We start from the raw sequence: 17,280 nt of genomic DNA, 5'->3' as shown, positions 1-17,280 counted from the left end.
TCCTGATTTGTTCACTCGGACAGAGCGATACCTAATTCTTCGTCAGACAGCGCTTCGATGCGCGCGTATTCTGCTGCTCGCTCTGCCGAGAGTTTCTTTCGCGTGTCTCGTCGAAGCTTGCCTTCCAAGAAGAGAATCTTTTCTTCCCTGGTTTCACAGATCAACCTCGGAACCTCGATGGGTTTGCCGTTCAGGAGGGCGACCATGGTCACGCGAGCCGTGTTTGCATGGCGTCGGACGCCGTGTTTCAGGTTCTCGGTCCAGACCTCGACCATCACTTCCATCGAGGTCTTCCCAACAAAGGTGACCTGCCCGGTCAGGGTAACCAGTTCCCCCACCTCAATAGGCTCATGGAAGTCGACCTGATCGAAACTCGCCGTAACGCAGGTAGTTCCGGAGTGCTTCGCGGATGCGGCGTAAGCGCAAAGATCAATTTTAGCAAGCAACTCGCCTCCAAAGAGCTTGCCGAGGAAGTTCGCCTCATTAGGCCGAATCACCTCGGCAATCGTAACAACCGTATCCGCCGCTCGCTTTCCTTGCATCACAAGCCAGTTTACTTTGGCAGCTTGACCGACTGAGTGCGAAGCCCTCCCGCGTCAATCTTTGTTCCAAACGACTTGCCTCCAACCGACACCGCGTACTTGCCAGCAAATCCCCTCATCCTGACAAACCCTTTGCTGTCGGTCTTCAGAGACAAGCTCGTCTTCCAATCCTTGTTGATTAGCCGATCAATCGCATTCATCGCAGGACGCCATGTCCAATCAGCCTTCACCATATGTCCGCCCTGAGCGGCTTTCCAATGGTCGTTCTCCCAAAATCCCCAGATGATCATTGCCTGGACATCGGGATGGGAAAAAGCGGCCCGGTAGTAGTCTTCGACGTAGCCAGCCTGCATCGCGTCATCGCGAACGCTATAGTCAAACTCTGTGATCTCGATGGGAAGTTTGGTTTTAGCATGAACTTCGTCCCAAACTTCCCACATTCGGCGCATACTCGGGGCGCCTGGTTCTAGGTGGGATTGATCACCAAAGACGTCAATCGGAGCCCCGCCAGCCTGAATCTGCTTCACTCGATTAATGGCGGTTTCCCGTTGCACTGTGTTCGTCGATATGTTGTAATCGTTGTAACAGAGCAGGGCGTTGGGATCCCCCTTCTTAGCGAGGCGGTGAACCTCTACAAACTTGTCCCAGCCGACCTTGTCCCAAATCTCGGTCTCGGAGTACGCCTCGTTGACAACGTCCCACAAGTAGACCTTCCCTTTCATCTTCCTGGTGTAGTCGCTCACATGCTCCGAGATCTGGCGCCACGTCTCTTCCTTGGACATCTCGGGCTTCAGGACCGGAGAGAACTTGTAAGAGCCCCAAACGAGGTTGTGCCCCCGCAAAGCGATGCCGTTATCCGCCAGCCACTTCTGCGCCGGGAAGATGAGGTTATCAAAGGTTGCCTGGTTGGTGCCGTTCCACTTGAGATCATTTCCGAAAGTGACGGTGTTAAAGAGTCGCTTCACGACCTCGCGATACTTGACCCCGTCTGGACTCGGGTTGAGCATGTAGGAACCAGTGAGTGCAACTCCGAAGCGAAAATCGTGCGAGGTCTGCTTCAGGGTCACCAATTGGTTCGCCAATGGCTTCCCTTTCGTGTCAAGAATTTGCAGATTCAAATTCCCTTTGCGCAGCTTCTCGATCCTCGCGTCGGCTTCTTTCTTCCACACTTCATCCCGCTCGTAAGTCGACTTTCCGGCGTAGTAACCAAGCTTCGAGACAGGATAGTTCGGGCCGAGGTTCACTAGTTTTACGTCGGTGATTTCGATCTCACCCATCCCAGTGAAGAAGAACTTGAATTGGCTTTTCCCCTCGGGAATCGACTCAGCCGCTTTCAAGCCAACTTCATAAGTTTTCCAGTCCCCTTCAACTCGAAACGGCTCGTACATCGCTTTGCTGTTTGGAGCCTCGGAGAGTTCGAAGACACCGCTCACCGAGATTGGCTTGTCGGACCTAGCTCGGAACTTCAGATGCAGAACGTCTCCCGCCGAGCAGGGCAGGTTCGTCAGCTTTCCGATCTGACAGTCCCACGGATTGCCATCGACGTTGTTGATCCCTGCCGTGATATTGTTTTGAGAAATGTCGGAGAAAGGAGGTTTAGAACCGCCGCCAGTCCATTCTTGGTACGCCTGGATCGCCGAGTCCACTAAAGTCTCGGGATAAGCGCGACGTGACGTTTTCGCCCCCGCAATCCGCAGGGCGACGTTCCGGATCTCGATCTGCCCCTTCGAGAGGCCCATGTGAAATGTCACTTGGTGCGAGCCGGAGATGATCGGATTTGCCAAAGAGCTCGAAATCGTGTACGGCGTCCAAGTGCTAGTGAGGTTGATTTCACGGTAAAGCTCTTTGGTGTATGGGTCGCTAGCTTTCTCGAGCATTGCAGCAATCTTTGCTCCGGTGGTGCTTCGTGCCTCGAACGTGAGTTCTCCCGCCAAACCTGCCGGGGCCGAGGCAGCGACGCGCTGACTTGCCATCACTTCGTAAGGCGTCCCCGGCGCGTATGAGTTGTTCACCTGCAGAATTCCGCCTTTGACGCTAACCGAAGGGGTCAGCGTCCAGCCACTCGCACCGGCCAGAAAATCACCGTTATCCAGGAGGTTAGGCGAAGCTTGTCTGGGGACGAGCAACATGACTGCGAGCGCGAGGATTCCCATATCTAGAGCTATTCTAACCCGACAACCTGTCTGATTTACCAGAATATCCAGAGATTGACTACTTTGGCATTTTCCCTGCAACTTTGGATTTCCATAAGGCAAGGAAGCCTTTGAGGACAAACCAAAATGACACGATGGATCGTTTCGCTCACCACCCTACTTGCAGTTGCAGTCGCATCTGCCGAGCAAACGGTGAATCCGGTGTTGCTCCCATCGTTCTCACCTCCATCTGAGCCGACTTTGAACCCGAGCACTCTAGCAATTCTAATCATCGGAGTGGCGGGGCTACACCGACTCAAGCAGTCAAACGAGATTTAAGGTCTCGCTTCAAGACCCCAATAACGGCTCCGGTTTCTGATCCCCGGGGTCGTTTTTCTTTGTCAGTTTGATCAAGCCAACGTTCACGGATAGTCCAACGAGGAGAATCAAAACTCCGACTCCCTGGACCCATGCCAACCGCTCGTGGAGAATCACCGCCGCGAACAGCGTCGTGAGCACGGGCACCAGAAACTGGTGAAGCGAGGCAACACTCGCAGGTAGTTCAGCAACTCCCCGGTAGTAGAACACCATCGCAATCACTCCAGATCCGAAAGCAATTTGGGCTAGGTTTAGCCAGTGCCAACCAGTGAAGGCTCCCCAGTTCGTTCGAAATGCATCGCTAAAGCCATACGCAAACACGACCGGCAGCCCGCCGAGCATCGACATGGTAAAGAGCGGAAGTGGCTTCACATGGGCCGAAACCGGCTTAGCGAGAATCACCGAAGCCGCCCACGCAATCGCACTCAGAAAGAGCAACAAATCGCCGAGCATTCGCTCGCTTGTTTCCTTCGCGGTCACCAATGATCCCGGACGACCCAGAACGACTAGGGCAACTCCGGCCAACGCGACAATAGAGCCGAGAACGCGAACTCGCGATTTTGGCTCGCGGCCCAAAATCATGCTCATGACTCCAACCATGATCGGGTTGGTGGCGAGAATAATCGCTGATTCTCCGGCCGGTGCTCGTTTGACCCCTTCAAAGAATAGAACCATATAGATTCCCATCGAGAAGAACCCGGTAAGAAGAATCGCCGTGCGATGCTCTTTTGGAATTGAAAGCGATTGTCGCGAAGCTAAACAAATCAGTACTAGCACCGCCCCCATCAAAAAATAACGCCAAAAAACGACCGCCGATGGTGCCATCACGGGGAACACGATCTTCATCGACACGAAGTTGAAACCCCAAAACAGCATCGTTATCAGCAAAAAGGGGTTGGGTCGAGGCATCCGTTCATAGTATGATGCCCTCTAGGACTCATGAACACCGACTACGCACAAACAAACTTCGGCGCTGCCAAGAGATTTCGACTGATTGTTAGAGAGGGTGGGCAAGCTCGCGAAATGGGCGGAGACGATGTTTCCATTGCTGTTGGAATCGTGGATAACATTTTCATGAATGCGCTGGAAACGAATACCAGCGATATCCACCTTCAACCCGAACGTGACCAGCTCCGAATTCGTTACCGACAGGACGGTATCCTCCACTCTGCTGGTGAGCTTCCGTTGGAGCAAGCCCAAAACGTTCTCGCCCGACTCAAGCTCGCCGCTGGAATGAGGATTGACGAACAACGCGAGCCTCAGGATGGGCGAATCGACATGGAGTACATGGGGCGCCGGCTTTCCTGCCGAGCCTCATGTCTGCCTTCCATGAACGGCGAGAAGATGGTCATGCGTATTCTCGATCCCGCCGCTATGAAGGTGGATCTCGGGAAGCTCGGAATGCCCGAAGACATTCTTGGCCGCTGGGAGCGTGCGATTTCGGCGCCTTATGGCCTGATTCTCGTTACCGGTCCGACCGGTTCCGGTAAGTCCTCAACCCTTTACGCTTCACTGAACACGCTTGATGCACGAGTACGAAACATTGTCACCGTTGAAGACCCAATCGAGTATGAGTATGAGAAAAACATCGCCCAGGTCCAGGTGACCGAGCGAATGCCTTTTCCAAGGGTCATGCGCTCTTTCCTTCGCCAAGACCCCGACGTCATGCTCGTTGGTGAAATGCGCGACCCCGAGTCGCTGAAAATCGGAATTCAAGCTGGCTTAACCGGTCACTTGGTCATGTCGACGCTCCACACGAACAACGCAGTCGAAACCATCGGTCGTATGTTCGACATGGGCGCCGAGCCGTATCTTGTCGGCGGCGTTCTCCTCGGCTCGCTGGCCCAGCGCCTCGTCAGGCTCAACTGCGCCAAATGCCGACAGCCATACAAGCCAACCGCAGAAGAAATCGAGCTCCTCAAGTTCACCCCTGCTGAGCTCGAGTCTGGCAAGTTCATGAAAGGCGCAGGCTGCCCCGAATGCAAGAACTCCGGCTACAAAGGACGAATTGGCATCTTTGAACTCATCCTAGGAACTCCTGAATTCCGAGCTGCGGTGGCCCGAAACGTCACCTTCGCTGAGCTAAACGAAGTTGCGAAGCAGCAAGGTTATCGAACAATGCTAGAGGACGGAAAAGCAAAAGCCGGCGCGGGATGGACGACGCCTTCTGAAGTCATGCGAGCTGTCATGACCGCTGCGCTTTGATAAGAAATCCCTCGACGGGCGATCGTGTCGCTCTCGCGGATGGACGTGGTGCGAAGCATTTTCCATCCGTGAATCGTCTTCACCCAGACGTCGTCGCTGATGGAGGTCATCAAGTGCCTATCGCTGCTGAATCCTTGCCTTCGATATCCCAGTGTTGATTTCGTGCGACATCTGACGTACAGACCGTCTTCTTGGTAAGCGATGATCGTGTTTGTAGCCGAATACACTTTTGCAATTTGAGCCGCCATCTTTGATTGCGATCCCATGTACGGTTCCACCGCATACTCATTACGGCCGACGTCAACCCATACAAAGTCGCTCGTTAGGATGCGCTCATTTAGCGCAAGTGCCTTATCGACACTAACCAGCATTGATTTAGCTATCGCTGAGTACTTAGCTTGGATATGATTCCGAAGTGATGTGTCAGCAGATGCACCTGCCACCAGGCAAGAAACTGCAAAGATCGTCACGAATTTGTTCATAGGGAATTCAAATGCACAGAATGTGCCTATCGCACCGGTTGTTAAGAAAAGTATCCTTAGTGATTCGCATCCATGCGCCTCACCCGAGTCAAGCTATTTGGTTTTAAGACGTTTGCCGACCGCACCGAGTTCTCTCTCGATGGCGGAGTCGTTGCGGTGGTCGGGCCGAACGGGTGCGGTAAGTCAAATCTAGTCGATGCAATTCTCTGGGGACTGGGTGAAGGCTCCATCAAGCACCTCCGGGCTTCTTCTTCCCAAGACGTGATTTTCTCCGGGGCCCAAGCCCGAAAAGCCGTTGGCTACGCCGAAGTCTCGCTCTGCTTCGATAACGAGGACAGCTCCCTTCCAATCGACGCTTCCGAAGTCTGGGTGACCCGCAGGCTGACTCGTGCCGGTGACAGCGAATACTCAATCAACCGTCAGTCTTGTCGGTTGCGAGATGTCGTCGAGCTCATGGCCGACTCCGGGCTCGGACGAGCTGGATACGCAATCGTTGGGCAGAAAGAGATCGACCAGGCGCTTGCGGCTTCAGCCGAAGACCGACGTGCTTGGATCGACGAAGCCGCCGGCGTCCAGCGCTACCGAACGCGCAAAAACGAATCGCTCCGGCGTCTCGCCGCCGCCCGAGATTCGCTCTCCCGGGTTGACGACATCCTCCGAGAACTCGAAGCCCAAAGAGAACCGCTAGAAGACGAAGCCGAGCAAGCAAAGCGATACAAATCGTTATCCGCTTCGCTCCAGGAGGTCGAGATTGGGCTCCTCATTCGTGATCTTTGTACCGCCCTATCCGAGCTCAAATCGCTGGAAGAGAAACTGAGAAGCTCCGGAGGAGTTGTCGAAGGTGAAAACCGCCGAGTCGAGGAACTCGAAAAACGTCACCGCGTGCTTAGCACCCAAATCCAAGAACTCGAAGTGAGTATGGAGCAAGCAAGGATCGCACAGCAAAGCGCGGTCACTGGGCTAGAGCGCGCCCAAGCCAACATCAAGGTTCTAGAAGAGCGCCTTGCCTCACTTGCAAACCAAGAAAAATCTCTCGAAGAAGATTCTGAGTCGCTTGATCGAAGACTGAAAGAAGCCGAGGTTGATCTCACAGACTCAAAACTTGAGGCTGAAGCCGCACTAGCGACCCTTACCGTCATCCAGTCAGATTCAGCTGGCGCAAGCGTCGAAGCCAAGCAACTCTCGGCCCAGTTAACCGCACTCGAAAAGCAGCTCAACGAAGCGAGAGAGCAGAAGGTCCGTCGGCTCAAGTGGGAAGCAGAACAAGAGGCGAGTGCCGAGCGGGCCAAGTTATTGCAACGCGAAATCTCGGGAATCGAAAAGTCGCTCCCAGATCTGCACGAAGGAATCGATGGGGCTCAGCAGGAGTTTGAAACTGTCGACGCGGCTCTCACTACTATCAACTCAGAGATTTCCGTACTCCAAGCCAGCATCGCCGAGGTGAGAAAGACGGACGAAGACGAAGCGACCAGGCTCCGTGGTTCTCTTGGCGAGCAAGCCAGTCTGGAAGGTCGGAAGCGCGGCATCGAAGCCACGCTTGATGCGCACGAAGGCCTCTCGCAGGGTTCTCGGGCAGTCTTGGAAGCCGCTGAGCGAGGGCTCCTGCAGGGGCGATACGAGAGCGTGGCGGACGCGATTGAGGCAGATCGTGAGTTCTCGCTTGCGATCGAAACTGCGCTCGGCGCTTCTGCCAACGACCTTATCGTCGATCACGACAGCGATGCGAAGCGAGCCGTTGGCTGGCTCAAAGAGAACCGCGCGGGGCGATGTACGTTTCAGCCGATTCCACTGATGCGGCCCCAAGAACCTTCAACCGAGTTTCGGAGAGTGCTGAACGAGAAAGGCGTGGTGGGTAGAGCGAGCCAGCTTATTGAATGCGAGAACCGAGTACGACCGGTGATCGATTCCCTGCTCGGCCGAGTCATTATCGTTGATACCCTTGACGACGCACTCAGGCTCGCCAAGACTAGCGGGTGGAACCGGCTGGTGACGATTGACGGCGAAGTGGTTCATAACAGCGGCGCCGTGACTGGGGGCCAGAACCAGCGACAGGGGTACGGCATCGTCCAGCGCAAATCGGATCTGGCTGAGATCGACCGGGAGCTTGCCGAGCTTCAGAAGCTCGTTGCTGGGGCCGACAAACGGAAGGCGAAACGGGCTCAGGAGATCGAGCAGCTTCGAGCACAGATTGGCGAGAAGGAGCTGGCCAGGCGGGAAGCAGAGGAACCGGTAAAGGAGGCTCTCCACTTCCTCCGAACCCTTCAGGATGAGCTGAAGGATGCCGAGCGGCAGTTGGGTAAGGCTCGGGGGGAGCTGGAGCAGATTCAGAAGACGGCGGGGACGAGCATTGAGGATGTTGATATTCCGGCGCTGGAGTCAGAGCGAGATTCGGTGATTCGGCAGTTGGCTTCGAAGTCGGCGGATGCGGAGCAGGCGGAGACTCGGTTACGGGAGGCGCAGGAGCGGACTCGGAGTGCTCAGACTCGGCAGTATGCGGCTGAGAAGCGGTTGGAGTCGGCGCGGGATGCTGAGAAGCACCGGGGACGGCGATTGGAGAATCTGGGGCCGGAGCGGGAGAAGGCTTCAGCGCAGATTGAGGTGCATCGGCAGGAGGCCGAAAGGTTTGAGGCGGATAAGGGTCATGCGATGGTTCGGTTGACACATCTCAGTAAGGAACGGCGCGAAAAGCAGGAGGAGGCGCAGGCGACGGCGGATCAGGCTCGGCAGGCGCGGGAGAATATTCTGGCGCTGGGTCAGGCGAACCATCAGGCGGAGCTGGCACGGGCTCGGGCGGAGACGCGCAGAGCTACTACCGCGGAGCGGTTGATGGATGCTTATGGTCTTACTGAGGAGGATGCGGTGGCTCAGGAAGGGGTTCATGAGATTCCGGATGATGCTCAGCAGTTGGCGGGGCGGTTGCGGCGCGAGATTAAGGCGATGGGCGACGTGAATGTCGGGGCCATTGAGGCTTATGAGCGGCTGACGGAGCGGCTTGAATCTTTGGGCGCGCAACGCGAGGATACGATGAACGGCATTGTTCAGGTCGAGGCTTCGATTAAGGAGCTTGATAAGTTGACCCGGGATAAGTTTGTGAACACGTTTGACGCGGTTCGCGATCACTTTGCCGAGATGTTTACGAAGCTGTTTGGCGGCGGGTCGGCGGAGCTTTCGTTGACTACTCCGGACAACGTTCTGGAGACGGGCGTCGATATTGTGGTTCAGCTTCCGGGGAAGAAGCGGCAGCCGTTGCAGCTACTCAGCGGGGGCGAGCGGAGCCTTTGCGCTTCGGCGTTTTTGTTTGCTTTGCTGAAGCATAAGCCGGCGCCGCTGGTGGTTTTGGACGAGGTCGATGCTCCGCTGGACGGGCGCAATGTTGAACGGTTTGCGGAGACTCTTCTGGAGTTTAGCAAGACGATCCAGTTCATCACGATTACTCACAACCACACAACAATCGCGGCGGCTCCGACTTTGCTCGGAGTGACGATGCAGGAGCCGGGGGTTTCGACTCTGGTTCCGATGCGGTTGCCGGGGACAGTTAACAGTTAACAGTTAACAGTTAGCAGTTCTCAGTTAGCGGTTCGGACTGAGAACTGCGACGCATTTTGGTGGGTAGTCAGGGTCAAAAGTCTGCGATTTTTGCGAGAAAGGTGGGTAGGGGTGCGACGGGCACATTGGAAGCCAGTTTGAGAATGGGTGTTTGATGTCGGCGCTCCGGCGATTGGCAGAGATTCGGGCCGAGATGGGGCCCTGAACAAAAGAGTAGCCTCGGGATTGGATCCCGAGGCTGGGGGTCTTCACCGCCGGTACGAATTATATCGGACGGGTGAAGGTTGGGGCTTTTGGTTACGCCTTGTTGGCTTTGCGTCGTCGGGCGAGGCCTAGGATTCCGAGGCCGATTGCGGCCATGGATGCGGGCTCAGGGACGGCTTGGGGGTTGTCACAGTGGAAGTCGTCGTCTCGACCAGTAGCGTTGTTGTGGCCCTGGATTGGCACGGGAGCGGATGTAGCTATTTATCCACTGGGGCGGGTGGGGGATTTTTGGCTGACCTCGATGGTCAGCCAAAAACGAAAGCTTGCCGGTTTGAAATTGCTTTCTCGCTATGGCTGGTTGTTTAACGGACGGCTGACGAACGGTTCGTCTTCGGCGGACCAGAAGCGCCAGGGGTGGAGGTCGCCTTTGCCGGGGGTGAGGCCAATTCTTGTTCCGGTTCGGATTTCTTGGGGAGGGTCGCCGGGTTCTAGCCAGAGTTGGTTGTTGGGAGTGGTGAGGTCGAGGCCGTAGTGGGATTGGTTGATTTCGAGAGCGGCGCAGAGTTTTCCGGGGCCGTTGAGGAGGTCTTGGTCTCTTTTGGCTTTGGGTCTTCTTTCTTGCATTGTTTGGATGCCTTCGAGGGGGACGGCGGCGCGGATGAGGATTGCTCCAGCTGTGCCTTTTGGTAGGGCGGTTACGCAGAACATCCAGTGGTTGCCGTAGGTGAAATAGGTGTAGGCGAGGCAGGGTCGGTCGAACATCACTTTTGTTCTTGGGGTGATTCCTCGGTAGGCGTGGCAGCCGGGGTCGGCGGGGCCGTAGGCTTCGGTTTCGATGATTCTGGCCCGGAGTCCGGGCATGACGATGTGTTGGCCGAGCAGGTTCTGGGCGGCTTGGAGGAGTTCGGGGTCGGTGGGGTGGGGGGTCATTTTTTTTGGGCTGGTCGAAGATTACAACAGCCCCACAGGTTCGCTACGCTTACCCTCCACTGAAAGCTTGCTTTTGGAGCAACCTTTCAGCGGACCCTTCCCCAATTCTGGGGAGTTTTCAGTTCGCGGCTACTTCGTTTGCCCTAGCCACCCGATGTCTTGTCCGTTGGCGATGAGGATTTCGTGGAGTTGGCCGAGGTGGCCGTGGATGTGGCGGAGGGAGAGGATGAGGAGCTCGACGCGGGTGACGTTTGGGTACCAGGTGAAGCCGCAGGTGGGAGAGGTGAGGTCGAGGGCGTCGATTCGGGGATCGATTTCGGAGTCGATGAGGTTGACCAGTTCGGTTAGCTGGTGTTTGGTGTAGGGCTCGTTGACGGGGACGTCGTCGCCGTCGAGATAGGTGTTCTCTTGAATATGGTTGGGCCACTTGTTCCAGCTGGCGAGGTCTTCGTAAAGGTACAGGTGGGCGTAGGCGAGGGCGTGGTAAGCGATTCGCCAGTAGTTTCGGGGGTGTTCCCCGGAGGTCCAGACGTCTTCGGGGCAGTTTTCGACGGCTTGGCGGAACATCGCCATGGCGGCGTGGTGCTGGCGTTTGAGGGCTTCGCGGACTTCTTGCATTTCTTGGGGAGTTTACGGGTGGACGGGGGTTTGGAGTTCCCTTTTGGCTGGTCGACCATCACGACAGCCCCATCGGTACGCTAACGCTCACCGACTCTCCGACGAGCGGGGAGTTTCTTGTTCCTACTTCCCGCCGGTCGTCGATATTCCTTGAATAAAGGTTTTCTGGGCGAAGAAGAAGAGGATGATGATGGGGAGGGTGAAGAGGGTGCTGGCGGCCATGAGTTGCATCCAGTTTACGTAGGGGTTGTTCACGAACTGTTGGAGGCCGTAGGCGAGGGTGTATTTGCTGGCGTCGCTGATGTAGAGCAGGGGTCCGAGGAAGTCGTTCCAGGTTCCGAGGAAGGCGAAGAGGGCGCAGGTAGCGAGAGCGGGTTTGCTAAGGGGGATGATGAGGCGACAGAAGATGACCCAGTCATTGGCGCCGTCGACTTTGGCGGATTCGGCCATTTCTTCGGGGAGGGTTTTGAAGAACTGGCTGAGGAGGAAGACGAAGAAGGGGGTTGCGCACATCGCGGGGACGATGAGCGGGAGGTATGTGCCGTACCAGCCGAGGGTGCGGAAGAGGGCGAAGTTGGGAATCATCGTCACCTGGCCGGGCAGGGCCATGGTGGCAAGCATGATTCCGAACCACATTTTGGAGCCTTTGAAGTTGATTCTGGCGAAGCCGTAGGCGACGATTGAGGAGCTGATGACGGCGGCGACGACGATGCAGACGCAGAGGAAAACCGTGTTTCGGAGGTAGACCATGAAGGGGATGGTCTCGAGGGAGTCAGGGTAGTTGTTCCAGGCGACGGGGTGCGGAATCAGGCTCGCAAATGAGAAGCCTTGGGTGGTGGTCCCCTCGCCTTTGGTGTAGATCTGCTCGTTGGTTTTGAGGGACGTCGAGATCATCCAGACGAGCGGGAGCATTGGCGGAATGCTGAGGCAGGCCAGTGCGATATAGGCGAGGATTTTGTTAAAGCGAGTCATCGAAACCCATCTCCTTGCGTCGTTTGAGTTCTTTGTCGACGTTCTGTTTTAGTTCGTCGAGGGCAACTTTTGGAGTTTTTGAGCCTCGAAGGGCAGCGTCTTCGGCACGTTGGAGCTGGTCTAGGAGGAAGCCGAGGTAGGAGACTGGCGGGTAGGCGTGAACGTTCGGGCCGTCGAGGATGTCGATGAAGGTTTGGAAACGAGGGTTGGCTTTGACGTAGGCCTCGTAGGTCGGAGAGTGGGCGACGTCGGGACTGAGCGGGATCCAGCCACCCCAGTTTTCGAACTTGGCGGCGCGGTTGGGGTTGGTTAGCCCGCTCCAGAATTTGAGCCACTCGAAGGCTCCCTTCTTGTTTTTGGCGGCGGCGGGGATGATCATGAAGTTACCGCCGATGCTGCCCGGGAGGGGGTTGCCGCCTTCGGGTGGTGGGACGGGCCAGACTCGGTAGTCCATGTCGGGTTTGTACTTGCGAATTTCTTCGACGCGCCATTGGCCGTCGTAGGTGATGCTGACGGCGCCGTCAATGAACGGCCATGCTCCGGTACTCGAGCCCGTGTTTTGGCTTGCCCAGAATCGCTGGGCGTTTTGAAATCCAACAAGTTTGCGCTGGTCCGCCATGGCAGTGAGGGCGGCAACCATGTCGGGGGTGTTAAGGCGGAGCTGCTTGGCTTTGTCGTCCCAAAATCCTGAACCGAAGGCGTAGGAGTGGGTTTGGAGCGAGGCGACGTTTAGGCCCATCCTTTGAAGGCCGCCGTTGGCATCCTTCTTTTCGAGCTTCTTGCCCATAGCGACGAGCTCGGAAAAGGTTTTGGGAGGCTTGTCCGGGTCGATTCCCACTTCGCGGAGGTGGTCGGCGTTGACGTAGTAGCCAAAGAGGTCGGCCCCAATTGTGATCCCGTACGTTTTGCCCCTAAACTGACCGCTTTGGCGCACCGCCGGATAGGTTTTGGTTTGGAAATAGGTCAGCTCCTCCGGAGTCATTAGAGTTTCTAGGGGTGTGAGGAGGTCTGCGGCGGCGAGGGGAGCAAGGCCGCCGTTCCAGATCGACATGACATCGCAGGGGTCTCCGCCGGTTGCGCTGAGGATGAACTTGGTTTCAGAACCGGCACCCGTGACGAACATCGGGACGACTTCATATTGGGTCTGGGATTCGTTGAATTCCTTCGCAATTTTGTAAACAACTTTTTCCCATTCGCCACCCCAGCGGTGCCAGAACTTTATCTTCTCACGATTCTTATAGTTTGTTCCAGGCATGCTAGCGGTGAGCAGTGGGAATCCGAGTATGGCTATGAGCGCAACAGCTACCAGCGGTTTCACTTTGTGGAGCCAGAACTTGGCATTTCTAGGTCCCCAATGATTAACGCCCATAGTGCACCCACCTCTTTTGAGTCCGGAAGATCAGGCCGGTGGATACCATGACAATCACGAACAGCACCCACGCCATCGCGCTTCCGTAGCCCATATCCATATACTTCCAACATCGGCGGAACATGTAGAGAGCGTAAAACAGCGTCGAGTCTTCCGGGCCGCCGGAGCCGTTGGAGATGACGAAGGCTTGGGTGAAGTACTGGAACGTGCCGATGACGCTCATAACAAGGTTGAAGAAGATCACCGGTGAGAGCATCGGAAGGGTGATCATCTTCATTTTACGGAAGGCACTCGCTCCATCTAAGGTGGCGGCTTCGTAGAGGTACATCGGGATGTCTTTGAGACCTGCGAGGTAGGTCACCATCGAGCCTCCAGCGGCCCAGACCGCCATGAAAATGAGGGTCCACGGTGTCCATACCGGATCGCTCAGCCAAGCTGGGCCGGTAACACCAAATACAGCCAGAATCCGATTGACCATTCCTACTTGCGGATTCAAAATCCACATGAAAATGGAGGTCATAGCCACGGTCGGCACGATAGAGGGGAGATAGAAGATGGTGCGGAAAACGGCAATTCCCTTGACGTTGAGGTTGAGAAGAAGGGCAAGGGCAACACCTACAACCAAGGTGAGCGGGACGGCGACGATAGCGTAGCGCAGAGTCACCCAAAGCGATTTGTAAAAGAGCTCGTCGTTGAACAGCATCATCTGGTAGTTCGCCAATCCAATGAACTTGGGCGGTTGGACGATGTTGTAGTTGCAGAAGCTGAGATAGAAGGAACGTAGGAATGGCCAGAGCGTAAAGACGAAGAATCCAATCAGCCACGGCGAGATGAATAAATAGCCCGTCAAGTTTTCTCGCGCCTTAGGACTCATGGGGGGTTAGCTTAACAGTTAATGGTCGGTCTCCGCAAGGGTGCGGGGTTTAATACCGGGTTTGAGGGTTTTAGGTTGGAAAACCTCACACATTCCGTAAGATATGTTCATGCATTCTGCTGTTTTGAGTTCAACTGGGCTCCCGAAAAGTCAGGAAACTCGGCTTGTATCGCTGTTAGCAAAGACCCCCCGGTTTTCACCTTGGGGTTCGAAGGATTGGAAGTCGCCAAAGGGGTTCCAATTTCAGACCGTCGACCAAGTTCCGGTTCCGGAAACGGTGATCTCGCGCAATCGCGATCATGCCGCGTTGGTCATTATTGAACGCTACTCAAACCCCGTTTTGGTTGATGACTCAAACGTGGTTCTTAGCAACGTCAAGGACGTGGTCCCAACGCTTCGGGTGATCTCACTGAGAGAAATTGAGGGGCTCTCGGCGCCGGTAGCTTGCCGAGCACTCGATAACTCAACATTCTTCCCGTTCGTCCAGCGGGCAGAGCTGCGAGCCATGGTTCCGGGCCTGCCTCAGCACATCTGCGCTCACTACATGGTTGGGGATCGCTACTTTGTGTGGACTTGGGACAGCGTGAGTGGGATGCGCTCGCACCACGAGCTTAGCTGGTTCAACGAAACGAATCCCGATTTGCTGACTGAGTCGATCACAAAGCTGGTCCGGGACCCAATTTCCGGATACTTAATTGGTGAAGGTAACGCGGTTCCACCGTTTGTGTTGAGTGCGGACGGATCGAAATTGCTTTCGTTTATTCGCACCTACGACGAGTCTACTGGACGAGTGACAAACACTCACCTGCTGGATAAGTGGCGCGAGCGGCTTGGAACAGATGCCGCCCGCGCGATGTTGCTCTAACGTCGCTTCTTGGATTCGAACACCTTGCGGAGTGCCAGTTGGCGCTCCGTTGGGTTTTTGACGGAGACGATCCTTTGGACCTTTCGCGTACCTTCCGAAACCTTGACGTTGATTTCTCGAGTTTTTTCACCTTCTTTGAGGGTTACCTTGAGGATATCGCCCGCTTTAACGGTGCGTTGAAGCGATCTGTACAGGCCAGTTTGGGCCCGTGCGTTATCACCCGTGACGTCGGTTCCGTTGATCTTTGTCACGATGGAACCCTGGGGAATTCCTGCGTCCTCTGAGAGAGAGACTCGCGGTGCTTTGTCTTCCAAACTGACGCGCAGCGAGAATGGAATTGAGCCGAACTTCTCATCGACGGTCATCAGTTCCTTGCCGATCTTGGCGAGCTGTTGTTCAACAGGGAGCTCACCCGGCTTCATGACGACATCGTCGTAGAATGTGCCCATGAGGTAGCCACCGAACCTTACTAGGTGGCGACGGATGTCTCCTTCCTCGAAGCCAGGTTTGTCGTCTCGGCACTGGTCCCAAAGGGCAAGTTCGACATCGTCGAGGCTTCGTTTTCCGTTGGTTTGATCGAGCATTTCGATGTCAAGAACCATGCCCACAAGCCATCCAGTATCGTAATAGCTGACTTGGTAGCCTTGGCTATTTCCACGCCCGTTCGAGGCGTCACGGACGCGATAGCTTGATTCGTATGGCGAGACATCAAGTCGTGCCGGCCTCGCCCGGACGGCGCTCAGGTTTTGAACAGCGTCGGCGTACAACTTAGCAATTGGGTCAGGGTGTCGCTCATTCTTGCCATACCATCCGTACCGACCCAGGAGCGTGTGGGCGTAGTAGTCGGTGACACCTTCAAGCCACCATAGGGCTCCAGTTTGGGGTTGGGTGGTGTAGTCAAAGGGGCCCAGAATCTTTGAACGGATGCGCTTTACATTCCACAAATGAAAGAATTCGTGAGAGAGAACACTTACCGCGCCTGGTCCAACTCCACTAGCAAGGCTGATTTCAGTACTGGAAAGGTGCTCAAGGCCACCCGCACCATCTGGAGCGTCGTTGACGCTGAAGTGCCACACGTATCGATCGTACGGGACTGCCTTGCCAAAGAAGTCGGCTTCCATGTCTGTCACGAACTTACATGCTTTGATGACGTAGGCGCGATCGACATCCTTCTTCGGGACTCCGCGATACGCAATGTAGTGGGTCTTGCCGAATGACTTGTAAGTATCCAGCGTGTAGTCGCCCCAAGTAACTGGGTTGTCGGCCAGGACATCGTACGTTGGGACTTTGTAGAGAGCCTGATTACCTCTCACCGGATTCATTCCGGTGATGATTGGAGTCCCGGCTGCGAACTTGAATTCCACCTGGCAGGGCTCTTGGGTCCGGCCGACTGGGTACATGTAGAACGAAGGACCAGAGAAGTGCCCAGTGCTGTTGGCGTACTGGACGGGGATTTCGTAGCTGATCGTCACTGACTTCCCTTTCGTCGCCGGGATGCTCCATGTTGTGATCAGCGGGTTTATGCCTTCGGTCTTGACGGTCACTCCGCCTTCTGCCTTTACGTCGCTCACCCTTTTCCACACGTCGTCATATCGATATGAGCCCGGCGCCCAGTTCGGGATTTGGAAAAAAACCTTGTCGCCTTGGGAGACGACTTCAAGTTCGACTTTGAGCTTGTTCTCCGCCGAACCCGGATACACGGTGTACTTCAGTTCGGCAAGGCTGGTGGCGGCAACGAGAGAAAGTGCCGTGAAGAAGATTGCTCGCATGGCGCGAGTTTAACCCGAACTGTACCAGTAATTCTAGTCGTCGGGGTCAGGCTCCAGTTGCAGAAAACTCTTCGTGGAGGTCTTCCGTGCGATCTGCGTGGGGGGCAAGTGTGTGATAAACACCTTGCATTTGCCTTCTTTGTCGCCTTCGAACGAGCGCGTCGCGGGCGACGGTTAGCGACTCTAGAGCTTGATCATTCTCTTTGCACGCCAGATTCCCTTGCTGGTAGTGGGTGAGCTTTGCGATGAGAACGTCGATCACGTCTTCGGCTCGGACTCCGTTGATTCCGACTTCCGGAGGAAGTCCGTTTTGGAATCGGATCGAGATGAACTCGTTTCGGAACTCGTATGGATCGGTTAGCTTCACTCCCATGATGTCCATTGTGCGCCATTG

Annotated in this window: 16 protein-coding genes; 4 read left to right on the top strand and 12 right to left on the bottom strand. The window is 55.6% G+C overall.

The window, feature by feature from the left end; translation table 11 throughout:
* Positions 1-11: 11 nt before the first annotated feature.
* Positions 12-542 (bottom strand): acyl-CoA thioesterase, encoded by a 531-nt coding sequence (locus WCK51_15180; protein MEI7578231.1) that lies wholly within the window; start codon positions 540-542, stop codon positions 12-14.
* A gap of 11 nt (positions 543-553) precedes the next feature.
* Complete coding sequence (locus WCK51_15175; GenBank protein ID MEI7578230.1) at positions 554-2,695, bottom strand: endo-1,4-beta-xylanase; 2,142 nt, start codon at positions 2,693-2,695, stop codon at positions 554-556.
* A 126-nt stretch (positions 2,696-2,821) separates the two neighbouring features.
* Between WCK51_15175 and WCK51_15170 the strand changes: the two genes are divergently transcribed.
* Complete coding sequence (locus WCK51_15170; protein MEI7578229.1) at positions 2,822-3,013, top strand: hypothetical protein; 192 nt, start codon at positions 2,822-2,824, stop codon at positions 3,011-3,013.
* Between the two features lie 9 nt (positions 3,014-3,022).
* Here the strand turns inward: WCK51_15170 and WCK51_15165 are convergent, their stop codons facing one another.
* On the bottom strand, positions 3,023-3,961 hold the full coding sequence (locus WCK51_15165; GenBank protein ID MEI7578228.1) for a DMT family transporter: 939 nt from the start codon (positions 3,959-3,961) through the stop codon (positions 3,023-3,025).
* A 30-nt stretch (positions 3,962-3,991) separates the two neighbouring features.
* Between WCK51_15165 and WCK51_15160 the strand changes: the two genes are divergently transcribed.
* A complete protein-coding gene (locus WCK51_15160; GenBank protein ID MEI7578227.1) occupies positions 3,992-5,257 on the top strand; it encodes a GspE/PulE family protein in 1,266 nt (421 codons plus the stop codon).
* Here WCK51_15160 and WCK51_15155 read toward each other — a convergent pair.
* On the bottom strand, positions 5,161-5,739 hold the full coding sequence (locus WCK51_15155; protein MEI7578226.1) for a hypothetical protein: 579 nt from the start codon (positions 5,737-5,739) through the stop codon (positions 5,161-5,163). The genes WCK51_15160 and WCK51_15155 overlap by 97 nt on opposite strands.
* A 72-nt stretch (positions 5,740-5,811) precedes the next feature.
* Here WCK51_15155 and smc point away from each other — a divergent pair, with 72 nt between their 5' ends.
* The gene (gene smc, locus WCK51_15150) at positions 5,812-9,285 is read left to right on the top strand and encodes a chromosome segregation protein SMC (protein ID MEI7578225.1); all 3,474 of its coding nucleotides are present in this window, start codon (positions 5,812-5,814) and stop codon (positions 9,283-9,285) included.
* Positions 9,286-9,582: 297 nt separating this feature from the next.
* On the opposite strand, the gene WCK51_15145 is transcribed toward smc, so the two are convergent.
* The 6 genes from WCK51_15145 to WCK51_15120 all read right to left on the bottom strand — a co-directional run bounded on the left by WCK51_15145 (position 9,583) and on the right by WCK51_15120 (position 14,252).
* The gene (locus WCK51_15145; GenBank protein ID MEI7578224.1) at positions 9,583-9,732 is read right to left on the bottom strand and encodes a PEP-CTERM sorting domain-containing protein; all 150 of its coding nucleotides are present in this window, start codon (positions 9,730-9,732) and stop codon (positions 9,583-9,585) included.
* A gap of 105 nt (positions 9,733-9,837) precedes the next feature.
* Positions 9,838-10,419: a DNA-3-methyladenine glycosylase gene (locus WCK51_15140; GenBank protein ID MEI7578223.1), complete on the bottom strand. Its 582-nt coding sequence runs from the start codon at positions 10,417-10,419 to the stop codon at positions 9,838-9,840.
* Positions 10,420-10,548: 129 nt separating this feature from the next.
* Positions 10,549-11,037 (bottom strand): hypothetical protein, encoded by a 489-nt coding sequence (locus tag WCK51_15135; protein ID MEI7578222.1) that lies wholly within the window; start codon positions 11,035-11,037, stop codon positions 10,549-10,551.
* A 123-nt stretch (positions 11,038-11,160) separates the two neighbouring features.
* Positions 11,161-12,009 carry a carbohydrate ABC transporter permease gene (locus tag WCK51_15130; GenBank protein MEI7578221.1) on the bottom strand — a complete coding sequence of 283 codons (849 nt, stop codon included), beginning with the start codon at positions 12,007-12,009 and terminating at the stop codon, positions 11,161-11,163.
* Positions 11,996-13,378, bottom strand: a complete 1,383-nt coding sequence (locus WCK51_15125; GenBank protein MEI7578220.1) for an ABC transporter substrate-binding protein — start codon at positions 13,376-13,378, stop codon at positions 11,996-11,998. Before WCK51_15125 ends, WCK51_15130 begins: the two co-directional genes overlap by 14 nt.
* Positions 13,368-14,252 carry a sugar ABC transporter permease gene (locus WCK51_15120; protein MEI7578219.1) on the bottom strand — a complete coding sequence of 295 codons (885 nt, stop codon included), beginning with the start codon at positions 14,250-14,252 and terminating at the stop codon, positions 13,368-13,370. The genes WCK51_15125 and WCK51_15120 overlap by 11 nt, the downstream gene beginning before the upstream one ends.
* Positions 14,253-14,361: 109 nt before the next feature.
* Here WCK51_15120 and WCK51_15115 point away from each other — a divergent pair, with 109 nt between their 5' ends.
* Positions 14,362-15,117, top strand: a complete 756-nt coding sequence (locus tag WCK51_15115; GenBank protein MEI7578218.1) for a hypothetical protein — start codon at positions 14,362-14,364, stop codon at positions 15,115-15,117.
* Here WCK51_15115 and WCK51_15110 read toward each other — a convergent pair.
* A complete protein-coding gene (locus WCK51_15110; GenBank protein MEI7578217.1) occupies positions 15,114-16,886 on the bottom strand; it encodes a hypothetical protein in 1,773 nt (590 codons plus the stop codon). The two genes, WCK51_15115 and WCK51_15110, sit on opposite strands and share 4 nt — an antisense overlap.
* 46 nt (positions 16,887-16,932) lie before the next feature.
* Positions 16,933-17,259: a hypothetical protein gene (locus WCK51_15105; GenBank protein MEI7578216.1), complete on the bottom strand. Its 327-nt coding sequence runs from the start codon at positions 17,257-17,259 to the stop codon at positions 16,933-16,935.
* Positions 17,260-17,280: the final 21 nt, after the last annotated feature.

This window comes from Armatimonadota bacterium (genome assembly GCA_037138755.1).
Taxonomy (GTDB): domain Bacteria; phylum Armatimonadota; class Fimbriimonadia; order Fimbriimonadales; family Fimbriimonadaceae; genus Fimbriimonas.
This window is presented reverse-complemented; position numbering and strand designations above follow the sequence as displayed.

What these genes read in the sequence shown, in the direction of transcription:
- WCK51_15115 (MEI7578218.1), top strand. Translation starts at nt 14,362, where the DNA reads ATGCATTCTGCTGTTTTGAGTTCAACTGGGCTCCCGAAAAGTCAGGAA.
- WCK51_15160 (MEI7578227.1), top strand. Translation starts at nt 3,992, where the DNA reads ATGAACACCGACTACGCACAAACAAACTTCGGCGCTGCCAAGAGATTT.
- WCK51_15135 (MEI7578222.1), bottom strand. Translation starts at nt 11,037, where the DNA reads ATGCAAGAAGTCCGCGAAGCCCTCAAACGCCAGCACCACGCCGCCATG.
- smc (MEI7578225.1), top strand. Translation starts at nt 5,812, where the DNA reads ATGCGCCTCACCCGAGTCAAGCTATTTGGTTTTAAGACGTTTGCCGAC.
- WCK51_15170 (MEI7578229.1), top strand. Translation starts at nt 2,822, where the DNA reads ATGACACGATGGATCGTTTCGCTCACCACCCTACTTGCAGTTGCAGTC.
- WCK51_15120 (MEI7578219.1), bottom strand. Translation starts at nt 14,252, where the DNA reads ATGAGTCCTAAGGCGCGAGAAAACTTGACGGGCTATTTATTCATCTCG.
- WCK51_15110 (MEI7578217.1), bottom strand. Translation starts at nt 16,886, where the DNA reads ATGCGAGCAATCTTCTTCACGGCACTTTCTCTCGTTGCCGCCACCAGC.
- WCK51_15175 (MEI7578230.1), bottom strand. Translation starts at nt 2,695, where the DNA reads ATGGGAATCCTCGCGCTCGCAGTCATGTTGCTCGTCCCCAGACAAGCT.
- WCK51_15105 (MEI7578216.1), bottom strand. Translation starts at nt 17,259, where the DNA reads ATGGGAGTGAAGCTAACCGATCCATACGAGTTCCGAAACGAGTTCATC.
- WCK51_15130 (MEI7578221.1), bottom strand. Translation starts at nt 12,009, where the DNA reads ATGACTCGCTTTAACAAAATCCTCGCCTATATCGCACTGGCCTGCCTC.
- WCK51_15155 (MEI7578226.1), bottom strand. Translation starts at nt 5,739, where the DNA reads ATGAACAAATTCGTGACGATCTTTGCAGTTTCTTGCCTGGTGGCAGGT.
- WCK51_15180 (MEI7578231.1), bottom strand. Translation starts at nt 542, where the DNA reads ATGCAAGGAAAGCGAGCGGCGGATACGGTTGTTACGATTGCCGAGGTG.
- WCK51_15125 (MEI7578220.1), bottom strand. Translation starts at nt 13,378, where the DNA reads ATGGGCGTTAATCATTGGGGACCTAGAAATGCCAAGTTCTGGCTCCAC.
- WCK51_15165 (MEI7578228.1), bottom strand. Translation starts at nt 3,961, where the DNA reads ATGCCTCGACCCAACCCCTTTTTGCTGATAACGATGCTGTTTTGGGGT.
- WCK51_15140 (MEI7578223.1), bottom strand. Translation starts at nt 10,419, where the DNA reads ATGACCCCCCACCCCACCGACCCCGAACTCCTCCAAGCCGCCCAGAAC.